The sequence below is a fragment of the Methylocystis sp. genome (assembly GCF_021731785.1).
Taxonomy (GTDB): Bacteria; Pseudomonadota; Alphaproteobacteria; order Rhizobiales; family Beijerinckiaceae; genus Methylocystis.
In genome coordinates this window covers 22128-36137 of sequence record NZ_JAKFWS010000045.1, presented here as the reverse complement: position 1 = coordinate 36137, position 14010 = coordinate 22128, and the positions used below count along the sequence as shown (strand labels likewise).

The 14010-nt window shown below is 60.6% G+C and carries 14 protein-coding genes and 1 tRNA gene; 6 read left to right on the top strand and 9 right to left on the bottom strand.

Going from position 1 to position 14010, the window contains the following annotated elements; all coding sequences use genetic code 11:
- Positions 1-5: 5 nt before the first annotated feature.
- The 5 genes from QZ964_RS09445 to QZ964_RS09425 form a co-directional block, all read right to left on the bottom strand.
- On the bottom strand, positions 6-1760 hold the full coding sequence (locus tag QZ964_RS09445; protein WP_292531204.1) for a NirA family protein: 1755 nt from the start codon (positions 1758-1760) through the stop codon (positions 6-8).
- Position 1761: 1 nt separating this feature from the next.
- Positions 1762-2994 carry an FAD-dependent oxidoreductase gene (locus tag QZ964_RS09440; protein ID WP_292531203.1) on the bottom strand — a complete coding sequence of 411 codons (1233 nt, stop codon included), beginning with the start codon at positions 2992-2994 and terminating at the stop codon, positions 1762-1764.
- A gap of 327 nt (positions 2995-3321) precedes the next feature.
- Entirely contained in the window at positions 3322-4470 is a 1149-nt protein-coding gene (locus QZ964_RS09435; RefSeq protein WP_292531202.1) for a CmpA/NrtA family ABC transporter substrate-binding protein, read from the bottom strand.
- Complete coding sequence (locus tag QZ964_RS09430; RefSeq protein ID WP_292531201.1) at positions 4467-5039, bottom strand: ANTAR domain-containing response regulator; 573 nt, start codon at positions 5037-5039, stop codon at positions 4467-4469. The genes QZ964_RS09435 and QZ964_RS09430 overlap by 4 nt, the downstream gene beginning before the upstream one ends.
- 98 nt (positions 5040-5137) lie before the next feature.
- A complete protein-coding gene (locus tag QZ964_RS09425; RefSeq protein WP_292531200.1) occupies positions 5138-6295 on the bottom strand; it encodes an alpha-amylase in 1158 nt (385 codons plus the stop codon).
- A 693-nt stretch (positions 6296-6988) separates the two neighbouring features.
- Between QZ964_RS09425 and QZ964_RS09420 the strand changes: the two genes are divergently transcribed.
- Both QZ964_RS09420 and QZ964_RS09415 read left to right on the top strand, forming a co-directional pair.
- Positions 6989-8284, top strand: coding sequence for an SDR family oxidoreductase (locus QZ964_RS09420; RefSeq protein WP_292531198.1), 1296 nt, complete (start codon positions 6989-6991; stop codon positions 8282-8284).
- Entirely contained in the window at positions 8281-8751 is a 471-nt protein-coding gene (locus tag QZ964_RS09415) for a DUF2269 domain-containing protein (protein ID WP_292531197.1), read from the top strand. The genes QZ964_RS09420 and QZ964_RS09415 overlap by 4 nt, the downstream gene beginning before the upstream one ends.
- A gap of 342 nt (positions 8752-9093) precedes the next feature.
- Here QZ964_RS09415 and QZ964_RS09410 read toward each other — a convergent pair whose 3' ends face one another.
- Together QZ964_RS09410 and QZ964_RS09405 are read right to left on the bottom strand one after the other, a co-directional pair.
- Positions 9094-9429, bottom strand: coding sequence for a hypothetical protein (locus tag QZ964_RS09410; protein WP_292531196.1), 336 nt, complete (start codon positions 9427-9429; stop codon positions 9094-9096).
- A 530-nt stretch (positions 9430-9959) separates the two neighbouring features.
- Positions 9960-10044 (bottom strand) — tRNA-Leu (locus QZ964_RS09405).
- 187 nt (positions 10045-10231) lie between these two features.
- Here QZ964_RS09405 and QZ964_RS09400 point away from each other — a divergent pair.
- Positions 10232-11302, top strand: coding sequence for a complex I NDUFA9 subunit family protein (locus QZ964_RS09400; RefSeq protein WP_292531194.1), 1071 nt, complete (start codon positions 10232-10234; stop codon positions 11300-11302).
- A gap of 287 nt (positions 11303-11589) precedes the next feature.
- Here the strand turns inward: QZ964_RS09400 and QZ964_RS09395 are convergent, their stop codons facing one another.
- A complete protein-coding gene (locus QZ964_RS09395) occupies positions 11590-11811 on the bottom strand; it encodes a hypothetical protein (RefSeq protein ID WP_292531193.1) in 222 nt (73 codons plus the stop codon).
- 48 nt (positions 11812-11859) lie between these two features.
- On the opposite strand from QZ964_RS09395, the gene QZ964_RS21515 reads away from it, so the two are divergent.
- The 3 genes from QZ964_RS21515 (at position 11860) to QZ964_RS09385 (ending at position 13202) form a co-directional block, all read left to right on the top strand.
- On the top strand, positions 11860-12381 hold the full coding sequence (locus QZ964_RS21515) for a class I SAM-dependent methyltransferase (protein WP_367119256.1): 522 nt from the start codon (positions 11860-11862) through the stop codon (positions 12379-12381).
- A gap of 36 nt (positions 12382-12417) precedes the next feature.
- A complete protein-coding gene (locus tag QZ964_RS09390; protein WP_292531192.1) occupies positions 12418-12645 on the top strand; it encodes a hypothetical protein in 228 nt (75 codons plus the stop codon).
- A gap of 77 nt (positions 12646-12722) precedes the next feature.
- Entirely contained in the window at positions 12723-13202 is a 480-nt protein-coding gene (locus QZ964_RS09385; RefSeq protein WP_292531191.1) for a hypothetical protein, read from the top strand.
- A 30-nt stretch (positions 13203-13232) separates the two neighbouring features.
- On the opposite strand, the gene QZ964_RS09380 is transcribed toward QZ964_RS09385, so the two are convergent.
- Complete coding sequence (locus tag QZ964_RS09380; protein WP_292531189.1) at positions 13233-14006, bottom strand: TylF/MycF/NovP-related O-methyltransferase; 774 nt, start codon at positions 14004-14006, stop codon at positions 13233-13235.
- Positions 14007-14010: the final 4 nt, after the last annotated feature.

Here is a 14010-nt window from a genome sequence, read left to right as displayed (position 1 = left end):
GTGGGTCACGCCACGCTCTCCTCATTCACGACGCGGCGCAGCGTCTCGATGTCGTGGCGCCGCGCGAAGTCGACGAAGGTTTCATCCGCGCTCGCCCGGTTCATTCGGTAGGCGCGGAGAATTTTCGCCACCGCTTCCGGGGCGTCCTCGGCTTTGACATTCTGTTGGAGTTCGCTGGCGATGCGGGCATCTTCGGCGAATCCGCCGCCGACGAGAATGTGATAGCCCTCCACCGTGTCGCCCTCGTCATTGATCGGCACGCGCGCGCCAATCAGTCCGATGTCGCCGATGTAATGCTGGGCGCATGAGTGATGGCAGCCGGTGAGATGAATGTTGATCGGGGTGTCAATCGGCGCCGCGCTTTCGCAATGCGTCGCGATTTCCTCGGCATGCCGTTTGGTGTCGGCGGCAGCAAACCGACAGCCGGCATTCCCCGTGCAGGCGACAAGTCCGGCGCGAATCGGCGAAGCCTGCGTCGAAAGGCCGAGCGCCTCGATCGCCGCGACGGCTTCGGCGACGTGTTTGTCGGCGACGCCGGTAATCAGCAGATTTTGCCAGACCGTGAGACGTAGCCCGCCGTCGCCGAATTGACGCGCGATCTCAGCGAGACCGCGCGTCTGCTCGGGGGTAAGACGACCGACCGGCAGCGCGACGCCGATCCAATTGAAGCCCGCCTGCTTCTGCCGGTGCACGCCGATGTGCGCCGCGCGATCCTGACGCGGGCGCGCCTCGATCGCTTCGGCGTCGACGCGCAGCAGCTTACGGCCGAGCTTTTCTTCGACCGCGGCGAGGAATTTGTCGAAGCCCCATGCGTCAAGCACATATTTAAGGCGCGCCTTGGTGCGGTTGGCGCGGTCGCCATTGTCGATGAAGACCCGCAAAACCTTGTCGGCGACCGCCACCGCTTCGTCCGGCGGCACAATGACGCCCGTGTCGCGGGCGAAGTCCCTGTGGCCGGTGATCCCGCCAAGCGCGAGTCGGAAATAGACGCCCGGCGCGACGCCGCGCCCGTCCTTGACGAGAACGGCCTGAAAGCCGATGTCGTTGGTATCTTCCAGCGCGCCAACGACTCCCGCGCCGTCAAAGGCGATGTTGAACTTGCGCGGCAGACCGTAAAGCGAGCGATCGTTCAGGATGTGATGATGCATGGCGCGCGCATAGGGGCGCGTGTCGATGAGTTCCTGCGGATCGACCCCGGCGGTCGGCGTTCCGGTGATGTTGCGGATGTTGTCGGCGCCTGAGCCCTTGCACCAGAGGCCGAGGTCCTGAATGGCCTCGACAATGTTCACGGCGTTCTTCGGTTCGATTTCGCGGATCTGAATGTTGGCGCGCGTCGTTACATGCAGATAGCCGCCGCCATAATTTTCGGCGAGATCCGCCAAGCCGGCGAACTGCCAGTGATTGAGCGCGCCATTGGGGATGCGCAGCCGGCACATATAGGCGTCCTGGGCCGGCGCGACATAAAAGAGGCCGTAGAAGCGCCAGAGAAAATTGTCGGCGGGTTTGGGCGGGGCGTTCTCCTTTGCTTGCGCGACAAGACGCGGCCAAGCGTCGAACGGGTGCTCCTCGCGCTTCCATTTTTCCTGATCGGTCAGCTTGCCGCCCGCGCCCGTGACGCGGTCCTGTGCGGAGATATGCGCGGCGTCGGGTCCCATCGGCGGCGCTTGTGCGGGCGGCGCCGCTTGTCCGCCGCGGGCCGAGAAGCCGGCGGTAAATCCTTCGAGATAGCGCTTTTGGTCGAGCGTGAAATCGACGGACATTTCAGGCGGCCTTCTGCATGGGCGCGCCAAACATCAATTCGTCGCGCATCGACGAAATATCCGCGCCGGACCGGATGAGATCGAGAAAGTCAGCCGCGCCGCTCGTATCTCCAACCAGGATAGCGCCCACCAGCCTGTCGCCGCGGATGACAAGCTTGCGATAAATTCCCATGCGCGGGTCCTTGCAGACGATGCGGCGCGCATCGTCTTCGCCGAGATAATCGCCGGCGGAGAAAACGCGCACGCCGGACACTTTCAGGTTGGTGGAGACAACGCTGCCGCCATAGGACGCGTCCTGTCCCGCAAGCCGCATGGCGAGAACGCGTCCCTGCTCATAGGCAGGCTCGACGAGGCCGTAACAGACGCCGCGATGTTCAGCGCATTCGCCGATGGCGAAAACGCCCGCCTTGCTCGTCTTGAGGTCATCATCGACCTTCACGCCTCGCCCGACGTCGAGACCTGCTTGTCGCGCGAGGTCGGCGTTTGGCTGAATGCCGACCGCGAAAATCACGGCGTCGGCTGGAACCGTTCGACCGGCGGCGAACTCTATGCCTTCGACGCGGTCAGAGCCGTTGATGCGCGTGGCGTTGGCGTTGAGAAGCACGCGCACGCCCTTCTCCTCGACAAGACGGCGCAGGATATCGGCGGCCGCCGCATCGAGTTGGCGCTCCATCAGCCGATCCATGACATGGGCGAGCGTCACGTCGACGCCGCGCCGCGCCAGCCCATAGGCCGCCTCGAGTCCAAGAAGACCGCCGCCGATGACGACTGCGCGGGCGCCCTTGCCTTCGAGCCGGGAAAGCGCCTCTACGTCCTGGACGTCGCGAAAAGTATGAACGCCAGGCAGATCGGCGCCTTCGATCGGCAGCCTTACCGCGCGCGAACCGGTCGCAAGCACGACTTTCGAATAGTCGACGCTGTTGCCATTATCGAGATAGACGCGCCGGGCGGCGGCGTCTATCTCAACGACCTTGCAGCCGCTGAGCGCGCCGACGCCCGCCGCGCGCCACCATTGCCGCGGTTTGAGTTCGATATCGTCGACCGACAAATCTCCGGCGAGCACGGAAGACAGCAGCACACGGTTATAGGCAAGCCGCGGCTCCTCCCCGATCACCATAATGTCGTAGGCGTTCGGCGCGCGGCTTGTCAGCTCCTCGACGAAACGCGTCGCGGCCATGCCGGCGCCGACGACGACGAGCTTTTCGCGGCTTTCACAAAGGTGCAATCCTGTCATGCGTCGACTCTGCTGAACGGCCGAACGGTCCGGTCACAGGTCGCTTCGCCTAGCTGCGGTGCAAATGGGCAAGACGACCGAAGCGCGCCGCATATTGCGAAACGGCTTCTGTGACGGAGCCCAACTTTGGGCTCGTTCCGGCGGACCGGCGGTCGTCGTTGACCGATTAAGTAAGTGCACGATTCGGGCCAGACGCGCCCGATCGGGTCTCTTGTTAAAAATGCAGGCGTTCCACGGCCTCCGACGGCGGCGCGCGGCGCTGTCCGGCGCCGAATGCTTAGGCGCGAGGCGCCTAACCCATGGCGCTTTTGAACAGCGGTTCGGCGCTCACAGACGCTGTCCGATTGCGAAGCCGGCGAGATAAGCTCCATAGTCCCGACCGTCGAACGACGGTCCGGCGAAGGCGGCAATCTCGCGTTGATCAAGCGCGCCGCCGATAGCGGCGTCGAACAGGTCCGGGCGCAGGACGCCCTTCGCCTTGTCGGCCATGGCCGGGGAATAGCGCGTCTGCCGCCAGCGGATCATTTGCGCGTAAATCCATTCGGCCTGGCGCGGATCGGGCCGCATCGCGCTTGCTTCGCCGATGATGAGATAGTCCATTCGCTCTCGCGTCTCTCTACCATTGACGCGTAAACGGCCAGTCAGCACACGCTGAATGATCTCAGCATCGACGCCGACATATTCCGGGCGCGAGAGAATATGCGAGACCTCCTCCAGGTTTTGCGGCTCATCGACATAGGCGGCGCCTTTGTAAACGGCGCGGACCAGCGCGGCGACCAGATCAGGATCATCGTCGGCCACATTCTCGCGCAGCGCGAGAACCTTCTCGGGCGCGCGCTCAAAAATCTCGCAGCCGAAATGCAGGATGACGCCGACGCCGGCGTCGACCGCGACAGAACTCCATGGCGCGCCGACGCAAAAGCCGTCGAGCTGGCCGCGCGCGAGATTTTCCACCATGTAGGGCGGCGGCAAAGCGATTAAGCGTAGGTCTTCATCTGGATCGACGCCGCCTTCCGCCATCCAGTAGCGCAGCTGATAATTATGCATCGAGAACGGGAAGGTCATGCCAAACGTCAGGGGCTCTCGACGCTCGGCCTGGCGGCGCGCGACGACTTTCGCCAGGGCGCGCGCGCTTTGCGCCGGGTCTCCAACCTCGCCAACCGCAGCCAGTTCCGCATAAAGCGCGGTGGACACGGCAATTGCATTGCCGTTCATCGCGAGATTTATCGGCGCCGCGAGCGGGACGCGCACGTGACCCAGGCCGAGCGTGGACGCGACCGCCATCGGCGCCAGAAGATGCGCCGCGTCGAAGCGGCCGATCGCGAGCTTGTCTCTGATATTCGCCCAGGAGACTTCGCGGATCAGTTCGACATCGAGTCCTTGAGCCGCGGCGAAGCCTTTGTGCCTCGCAACGAAAAGCGCCGCGGCGTCGACGAGCGGAATGAAGCCGATTTTGACCTGCGCTTCGCCGGTCATTTAAACATCTCCGCCGCGGTGATGACCGAGCGCGCAATTTCGATAATCTTCTTGTTTTCGCGCATGGCCGCGCCGCGCATCAGCTTATAGGCCTCTTCTTCGGAGAGCTTTTTCGCCTTCATCAATATGCCTTTGGCGCGTTCGATTGTCTTGCGCTCAGCAAGGTCTGATTTGGCGCGCTCAAGATCGTCCTGAAGCTTGGAGAAGGCCTCGAAACGCGAGATGCACAAGTCAAGGATCGACTTGATGCGCTCCTTTTTCAGCCCGTCGACGATATAGGCGGAGACGCCGGCGTCGACTGAGGCTTGAATCGACGCCGTGTCGCTCTGGTCGACAAACATTGCGATCGGCCGTCGTACGGCGCGGCTGACCTGAAACATCTGCTCGAGAGTGTCGCGCGAAGGGTTTTCAAGATCAATCAGAATGACGTCGGGATCGATGGCGTAAATTTGCTTGAGCAGATTCTGCATTTCGCCGATGCGCTCGACCTGCGTGAAGCCGGCTTCACGCAGTCCCTCTTGGAGGATCAACGAGCGAATGGGACTTTCGTCGACGATGACGATTTTCAATTGGCGGCGTCCGCTGCGCGCATAAGTGGGTCGTGCTTGCGGGTCGCCGCGTCGCCAGCTGTCAAACTCACGATGCGCGCCCGGTGCGATCCACGCGTTTATATCTTGAACCGCAGCGACATGCCCGCCTGCCAGTTTTTCATAATCTGCGGACCGTTGAGATTCTGATAGACGGGCAGACCGGCCTCGACCGCGACCGTCGCATTGTCATAGCCGATAAATTTGCCGCTGATCGTCCCGCCGCCGAAGAGCTCGACCCGCTGCCCGCCGTAAAAGGCCGGATTTGCCGGCACGGCCGGGCCACGGATTTCCGGATCGAAGCCGCGAATCGGGCCCTGCGTCGTACCGCTCACGCGGAAGGTGGTGGTGAGTCCGGGCGTCCAGGTGTAGCCGCCCCAGGCGTTGAACTCATGCAGATCGCCCCAGCGGTAGCCCCCCGTAGGAGTGGGGCCGAGCGGGAAGCGCAGGCGATATTCGAGCAGGTAGTCCCCGGAATAGCCCAGTGAATTTGCGGCCAAAGGGAAGCGTCCGCGATAGCCAAGACCCCACGACCACGGTCCCAGATAGCCGGCATAGACGACGCCCGGGAAAATATCGAACGTGCCCGTGCCGGGCTGCATGCCATAGAATCCGCGGATGTTGCGGCGGGTCCCGTCGGGCAGGAGAAAGTTGGAGAAGGTGGCCGTGTAGCTGCCGGCGGGGAAGGAGAAGCCAAGAGAGACCTGGATGCGGTGGATGTCGTCCTGATAGACGCGATAGACGCCCGACAAGGTGACGTCGGCAAGGCTTGTCGTTCCCGGCAAACTCCTGCCCAGCGGCAGAATTCCCGACGCGCCCTTGAAGGTTAGCGCGTTGAGATTCTTCTCGATCATGCCGGCGGTGAGAACCACTGCGAAATCCTTCGTGACGCCGTAGCTCAGGCCGACAATTTGCGTCGCGACCGCGATATTTTGCGGAATGATGCGGACGGTCTGCCTGGGATTGAGAAAGAACGGTACCGTCGTGACGATATATTCGTTTGAGACCGTGCGCGTTCCCATTTTGATGCCCGACAGATTGGCGAAGACGGGCGTAATGGAGAGAACGAGTTTGCCGGCGGCCGGCATATCGGCGCCGAATACCCCCATGGGCGCCGGCGGAGGCGGAGGCGACGTGGCCAGCGTCGCGGCTGTCGGCGCCGCGACTTGCGGTTGAACCGAAGTCGCCTTGGCGGAAGCCTTCTCCCCGCCGGCCGAGGCGTTTGCGCCAGTCCCCATGATCACGGCGGCCGCCATGCTCGTCGCAAACGCGCCGCGGCCTAGACGCCGCCGATCCGTCCGTCCTCGAAACTGTGCTTTCTTCATCACGAACCTCGGATGCGTCTCGCCTGCACGGCGCCGGAAACAAAAAAGCCGCTGCCTGAATGTCTGCGCAGCAGACGTTCAGGACAGCGGCGATGCTGGGGGCCCCTCTGTGGACCTTGACGTCGCGAACGACGCCTTCGAATGAATGGATGCAATCCGGGCGCCACCTACAGCGAAGCCGCGGATGGCGATCCTTCAGAGGCAACAAACTCGAGAGTTTACGAGCATCCGCCTTGGCCCGCGCGCGTCTGCGCAATGTTCGCGAGGAGCCCTTCGCGTGGCGCGCTTAGCTTAAGAAGCGGCGCCGTACGCCGAAAAAAATCGCATACTGCCGGCGTCGAAGACAATGCGCTTGGTTTTTTCGGACGGAACGCATGTCCGCTTCGGCGGCTTGTAGAGTTGGCTTGGTCGCGGTTGGTGACGCGCCGGGCCGTTCGACAAAGCGTAAAGTAAAAGCTTCCGTAACGCGTCAGGAACACTGAGCGGGGGGCATTCGTTTTCAACTAGGAGGGCTGCCGTTGGCCCCTCAACTAGGAGGCTGCCGCTAGCCGCTATTGCGTACGCGCGATATTCACTGATCATGACCTTGAATAAAGAGGAAAGCCGATGAAGGTTCTTCTTATTGGAGCGACCGGCCTCATCGGTTCGAGCATACTCGCAAAGCTCCTCTCAACCGGCCACTCGGTGGTCGCGGTTTCGCGCGGGCGCGCGAATGTGCGCCGGCAATTTCCTCAGGCGCAATGGGTTTCGCTTGATCTAAGAATCGTTGACTCAGCGGCGCAGTGGGCGCCTCATCTTGAGGGCGTCGACGCTGTCGTCAATTGCGCAGGGGTGCTTGGCGGAAGCGCTTCAGATTCAACCGACGCGGCGCATGCCAAAGGCCCCTCGACGCTGTTCGCCGCGTGCGAAAGGGTCGGCGTCGAGTGCGTCATCCACTTCTCCGCCGTCGGCGTCGACCGACAAAGGCCAAGCGAATTTTCCAGGAGCAAGGCGGAGGGCGACGCCGCCTTGAAGGCGATCGATCTCGATTGGGTGATCCTGCGCCCTTCCGTCGTCGTCGGGCGCCGCGCATACGGCGGAAGCGCGCTGTTTCGGGGATTGGCGACTTTGCCGATCCTTCCGCGCTTCAGAAACGCCGGCGAACTGCAGATCGTACAGCTCGACGACGTTGTGGCGACCGTTCTCTTCTTTCTCGCGCCTTCTGCGCCCTCGCGCGTGGAGTTGGAGATCGTTGGACCCGAGCGTCTGACATTCAATGAAGTCGTCGCAACCTACCGCAAATGGCTCGGCTGGCGGCCGGCGCAGCGCGTCGATCTTCCCGACTGGCTGTTCGATGCGATGTACCGGGTAGGAGATTTCCTCGCCTGGCTCGGCTGGCGCACGCCGATCCGCGACATCGCGAAAAGGGAGATGGTTCGCGGTGCCATTGGCGACCCCACGCAGTGGACAAACCTTACCGGCATTAAGCCGCAGTCGCTGGAATCGGCGCTTACGGCCGAGCCTGCTGATGTGCGCGAGAAATGGTTTGCACGCATCTACGCGCTGAAGCCGCTTATTTTCGCGGTCACGTCGCTGTTCTGGATTTCGACCGCGCTGGTTTCGTTCGGCCCGGGATGGGATATCGGCCTCAATCTTTTGTATGAAGGCGGAATGGCGGGCCCAATCGTTCCGCTGACCGTCATTGCCGGCGCATCATCCGATCTTATCATCGGCGTCGCCATCGCCTTTCGCCGCACTTCGAAAGTCGCGCTCGTCGCTGCGCTCATCCTCTCGTTCGTATATCTTATCCTTGGCACCATTCTTGTGCCGCGACTCTGGAGGGAACCGCTGGGGCCGATGCTGAAAATCTGGTCGGTGATGGTCTTGAACGTTGTCTCTCTGGCGATTGTCGACGACCGGTGATCTATCTCACCCTAAAATATATTCATATCATCGGCGCCGCGGTCTTGCTCGGCACCGGCGCCGGAATCGCTTTCTTTATGCTGATGGCGCATTTCAGCCGATCGCCGCCAGTCATCGCGGGCGTCGCGCGAATCGTCGTGATTGCCGATTTCATCTTTACCGCCTCCGCCGTGGTGATACAGCCGATCACCGGCGTCGCGCTTACCTGGCTCGCGGGCTTATCGCTTACCGAAGGCTGGGTAGCGCTCTCTATCGCGCTTTACTTCTTCACCGGCGCCTTTTGGCTGCCCGTCGTCTGGATGCAGATGCGCATACGCGACATCGCGCAAGCCGCTGTTGCAGCGAACGAGCAGCTGCCAGAGAGCTACTACAAGTTCTTTTGGTGGTGGTTTGCTTTCGGCTTTCCAGCTTTCGGCGCCGTCATGGCCATCATATGGCTGATGATCGCCAAGCCGCTGATCGTTTAGAAACGTGACCGTGCCTGACGCGCGAGGCCTATCTGGCTATCCTTCAAAACAAGCAGCGCTCACACTTACAAAATGCCCGGCCGTCCTATTGCCCCCCGCTGCGATCAAACCAGTTTAGCGATAGATCTCATCGGAGCACGCGCATGAAGGCTCTAATTTGGCATGGCAAGAGCGATAGAAAATGAGCGGGCTCGAAGCAGCGATGGCGGGGGTAGGCGCAGCGGGTACGCTGCTCGGCGGCTATGGCGAATATCGCTCTGGCATGGATCAGGCGGCAGCGGTTCGACGGCAGCGGTCGTCAGGGACTCCGCCGCCGAAATGGCGAAACTCACCGCAATAAGATTACCATCCGTAGCCGTCGGGATACCCATAGGCCGGGTAGCCATAGGCGGGATAACCGTAATAATACGGTTGTGCGTACGCGGCGCCAGCTGCGGCAGCGCCGAGCACGCCCATCGCCGCCGCTGCAGCCGCAGCCGCGCCCGGATCATATCCACGGCGATAGTAGCCACCCCGATTATAACGCCGATAGTAGATTTGATCAGTTAGCGACGGTGTTTCGATGCCTCGGGGGCTCGCCATGTTGATGGGGCCTGCCCAGGCGTTGCCTGCCAAAGCCGTCGCGGCCAAACCGGCGCATAGGGCGCCTCTAACGATCGATTTGAATGTATTACGCATGTCTACCTCCACTCGGCTTTAAGACAGCCTGAACTTTTTTCGACGCCACTCGCGAGAAGCTGGATCGTCGCCTTATATTTGGCGCTCACAACGCCATTGTCGAGGCCAAGGATAGATTGGGTGCGTTCCGGCAAGGCGACCAGAGCTGTTGCTCGGTCGCCGCACCCTATTTTGATTTCGCCTTTTTCTTCCTCGGCCTCATCCCTGGCCCGCCGTCGTTCTCTTCGACAAAGAGGACGCCCATCTCCGCCCGGTCGCGAGTGCGGCGACGTGCCTAATTGATATTCAGTCCGCTTGCGTCCAGAGATTTTCGTATGATCCGCGCTCCCATCGCTGCTCCTATCGCTAATGCCGTGATAGCGTCAGTGGTCGTCGCTGTGATCCTGGGCGGCGTGATGCTATTGCTTCAGCGCTGATCGGCGGCGGCGTCCCCGCGAGCGCCAATTCATGCGAAGTGTGGGACTGGTTGTGGGACTGCCAAATAGCGAGATGAGCAACTATTTGAAATATCACCGTGAAAGCCAGCTAACTGGTGCCCAGGAGAGGACTCGAACCTCCACGGCTTTCACCACTGGTACCTGAAACCAGCGCGTCTACCAATTCCGCCACCTGGGCATCGAGCCCGTCTCATAGGGGCGGCGGGCGCCCCCTGTCAATGCGCGCTTTGGGCAAAAGGCCGCGACGGCGAACGCCTCGCGCGAAGGCTTGCCTCGCGCATTTCCTTCCGCGCCAAATTTCGCTAGAGCGTTGGCGACTTATTCGCGCCGGCGGCGGCCGGCGCGACGCAAGCGGAGCGGATGCAATGATCGGCGACAATAACCTGACCATTGGCGCGGGACGCGTAGTGACGGTATTCGGCGGCTCGGGCTTCGTCGGACGCCATGTCGTGCGTGCTCTGGCGCGTGACGGCTGGCGCGTGCGCGTCGCCTGCCGGCGGCCTGACCTTGCCTTCTATCTCCAGCCTCTCGGCCGCGTCGGCCAGGTGATGGCGGTACAAGCCAATGTGCGTCATCCAGAATCGATCGCAGCGGCCCTGCGCGGCGCTTCGGCGGCGGTCAATCTGGTCGGCATCCTTGCCGAAACCGGCGCGCAAAAATTTTCGACTGTGCAGGCCGGCGGGGCGCGCGTCATTGCCGAAGCCGCGAAAGCGGCCGGCATCGACAATATGGTGCACATTTCCGCGATCGGCGCCGATCCGCAGTCGCGGTCGGCCTATGGCCGCAGCAAGGCGGAGGGCGAGGCCGCCATGCATGTGGAAATCCCTTCAGCCGTCATTTTGCGGCCATCGGTGATCTTCGGGCCGGAAGACGATTTCTTCAATCGCTTCGCAACGATGGCGCGTTACTTTCCCGTCGTGCCGATCGTCGGCGCCGATACGAAATTCCAGCCGGTCTATGTCGGCGACGTCGCTCAGGCCGTCGCGAACGCACTCGCCGGCCGCGCCAAGCCGGGCGCCGTTTATGAGCTTGGCGGCCCGGAGATCAAAAGCTTCGCGGAGATCATCGACTACGCCCTCAAAGTCGTCCAGCGCGAGCGCGCAGTCCTGAAACTCTCTTTCGGCGCCGGCCAACTTATGGCCGTGATGACGCAAACGCTGACCAAGCTTTCCTTTGGACTCTTCCCGAAACTCTTGCGCATGACGCGAGATCAGGTCGAACTGCTCAAGCACGACAATGTCGTCAGCGACGCGGCGAGAGCCGACGCCCGCACGCTCGAAGGGCTCGGAATCGCCGATCCGCAATCGATCGAGTCCATCGTTCCGACTTATCTCTACCGCTACCGGAAGGTCGGTCAGTATCAAACGCAGCGTATGGACCAATCAGATGCACCTGTCCGCGCGCAGCCTCAGCCGAACGAGAAAAGAGTCGCATAGGCTGCGTGACATGGCGCCGGTTCATATGCGCCTTGGTCGGCCCGATCCAAATCATCGCTGAAACGCAGCGAGGTCATCGCGGATCATCGCAATCGATTTCGGGCGACCTCGCCTTCCGTCAGCTTTTTTTGGAATGAAGATCGTCAGTCTGACGCGTTCGTTCTTCGCCCGTCTCTGAGGGCGCCGGTCCATAAGCAAACAAACCGGCGCCTTTTTAAACGGGAGCAGTTCGTCTTGAGCGATTTGCCAGACGTATCAAATTAGCCTTATATGATAAGGTGTTACTGTCAGCGCGGCGGTGACAGTGCTTTTTCCCTCGCGCCTTCGATCGAAAGAATTGCCGCAAACTGGAAATAGTGTGAGCCGCTATCGGGAATTCCAACCGGATGCCGCGAATGTCCAGCATCGACCTTGACAAGATAATCGATATCTACGGACGGCAACTCGGAGAGATCATTTGGCACTCTGTGCATTTTGGCGACTCTCTGTGCGAGATCAGCGAACAGCACGCCCGTAGTATCGCGGTATTATTGGCGTTTGCGCCATAATACCGTAGTATCGTCCGAGACGTAGAAACGTACAACCTGACGCCCAGAGGGCGACCGCTGCGCATTCTCGAGGTTGGCGCATACGCCCATTTCGATGTCGCGTTAGCTTGTTCGCTTGTCGGGGGCGAGGCGCTCGGCTGGGCACATGATATTTCCCCAAAATCGCTCCGGCTTGGCTCCGAAGAGGCTCAAAAGCGGGATCTGCGTCCACCGACAGTCATAGCAGGAGATTTTCACCGACTGCCATTTTGTGACGGGTTCTTTGACATCGTCTTTTGTGCGTCATGCGTGCATCACACCTTCAGGCCGTGGCTGATGATGTCTGAGATGTTGCGAGTTGTGCGACCTGGAGGAATTGTACGAATCGAGAATGAACCTGTAGGCCGAAAGTTCTGCTTCTATCAATTTCGCAGCAACCGTCCGGAGTCGCGCACGCGGTTTGAGCAACGACTCGAGGAGGTCGGGCTAACTTGGACCATATCCTCCAGTGCTGCACTTGGGCGGGATCAGATCGCCACAGGATGCGGTTAAGGCGGCGATCGTGGCGGAGCACAGAGGCGAACGTAAATGAACATTACTCAATTACCGGCCATCATGGGCACTCTGTTGATCTTAACTGGTTCAGGATTGGTAGTTTTTGAAGCGATTCATGCCAACAACTCAGGCCGATTTAGACCGCCAAATGTAGGGGATTTCGGCCTTTCGCGATGGCGATTTCAAACTGCATATCCCGGAATCACGATGATCTGCGTGGGGGCGTTGCTCCTTGGGGTAGGAGCATTCGCCGCGCATTGAAATCAAATTAGGACACTACCCCGACGCAGCCGGAGTCGACAGGTCCGTTCTTCCGGCAAATGCCCGTTGATGAAGGAGTGTTTATCGATCTGCCTGAATTGCCTGATGTCCGACTGGACTTCCAAAACGCGCAACTTCCTGAAATTGAAGACGGCGACGCCGACGTCGTCAAGCAGACTTACGCTTCGCCCGACTGGATCTATTATGAGGAAGCAAACGGAATTCGCTCGGTCTTGAATTCGGGCGCCGTGGGAAGAATTCCGCTGCCTGAGGCTTCGACTACGGCACTGATGCTCATACGGTTTTATGCCGTCGCGCGCTCCGATGGAACTCCCTATCTCGTGCGCTTTCTCGACCAGGACGGTGGCGAATTGTCCCATCACCTCATTTGCCAATCCGAAAGTCGTCTTGCACGCTTCCTGGTGGCGTCAGGCGCTGCCGAAATCAGCGTGAGATTAGAAAATTTGGATGGCGCATTAGCCAATGATTTGCACGTGCACATTCGTATTGGCGTCGCGCGCTTAATTCCAATCAACAATGGTCTGGAGCTGCACTGAAAAGTGTTTGGCGGGCGATCTCCAAGGCCTTTAGCCGACCGGCGGATGACGGAAAACGAAATGCGGATAGATTTGCTCGGAAAGGAGCCCGTCGCGCGCGATGACGAAAGATTCTACCGCTTCGGTTGCGCCGATACAGCTCGACACGGTTGCGTCATCAAACACGTAATAGCCCATCGGGACCATATAAGGCTTTGATGCGTCGTATGAATATTTTACGGCGCTGTAGATATCACAATCGATGTGGGCAAGAACGATTGAGCCCACCCCGGGCAGAAGGGCGGGCGCAGTGTCCTGAAACAAGCCCTTAACAAGGTGTAGATTCCTAAGGCCAGCCTTGTCGACCGCAGCCTGGATTTCGGCGATGTTGGTGTCGGCGAAATCTCCGGCCGAATGCGCGTCAATGGCTGCGTCAGTTTCCGGCATGCCAGCGAAAGTGTCCAGCGCATAGACGTTCGCTCCCGGCAGAAACCGCTCCGCCAGCGCGGCCATGAACATCGCGGAGCCGCCGCGAAAAGAGCCGTATTCGACGATGTGGCCGAACGGCAGGCGCGGCAGAAAGAACTTCACGAGGAGAAAAAGATTTATCGAGCGCTCGAGCAGCAGCACCGAGCGGCTCCCCGCCACCGACATCGCATCCTGATAGTCTGGGTCTGCGAGAACGCGTGATTTCAGATCGCCGAACTCGAGTCCCCAGCTTCGCTGATAGCCTTCATAGACACTTCGGCCGCCGCGCAATTCATCACGAACTCCGGCAAGCGCGGGAAGATAGTTATCGACTTCTATGCCACTTGCAGCAGTCATGGCG

Coding starts and splice junctions, on each gene's coding strand:
- QZ964_RS09445 (WP_292531204.1), bottom strand. CDS start 1,760: ATGTCCGTCGATTTCACGCTCGACCAAAAGCGCTATCTCGAAGGATTT.
- QZ964_RS09440 (WP_292531203.1), bottom strand. CDS start 2,994: ATGACAGGATTGCACCTTTGTGAAAGCCGCGAAAAGCTCGTCGTCGTC.
- QZ964_RS09435 (WP_292531202.1), bottom strand. CDS start 4,470: ATGACCGGCGAAGCGCAGGTCAAAATCGGCTTCATTCCGCTCGTCGAC.
- QZ964_RS09425 (WP_292531200.1), bottom strand. CDS start 6,295: ATGGGGACTGGCGCAAACGCCTCGGCCGGCGGGGAGAAGGCTTCCGCC.
- QZ964_RS09420 (WP_292531198.1), top strand. CDS start 6,989: ATGAAGGTTCTTCTTATTGGAGCGACCGGCCTCATCGGTTCGAGCATA.
- QZ964_RS09410 (WP_292531196.1), bottom strand. CDS start 9,429: ATGCGTAATACATTCAAATCGATCGTTAGAGGCGCCCTATGCGCCGGT.
- QZ964_RS09400 (WP_292531194.1), top strand. CDS start 10,232: ATGATCGGCGACAATAACCTGACCATTGGCGCGGGACGCGTAGTGACG.
- QZ964_RS09390 (WP_292531192.1), top strand. CDS start 12,418: ATGAACATTACTCAATTACCGGCCATCATGGGCACTCTGTTGATCTTA.
- QZ964_RS09380 (WP_292531189.1), bottom strand. CDS start 14,006: ATGACTGCTGCAAGTGGCATAGAAGTCGATAACTATCTTCCCGCGCTT.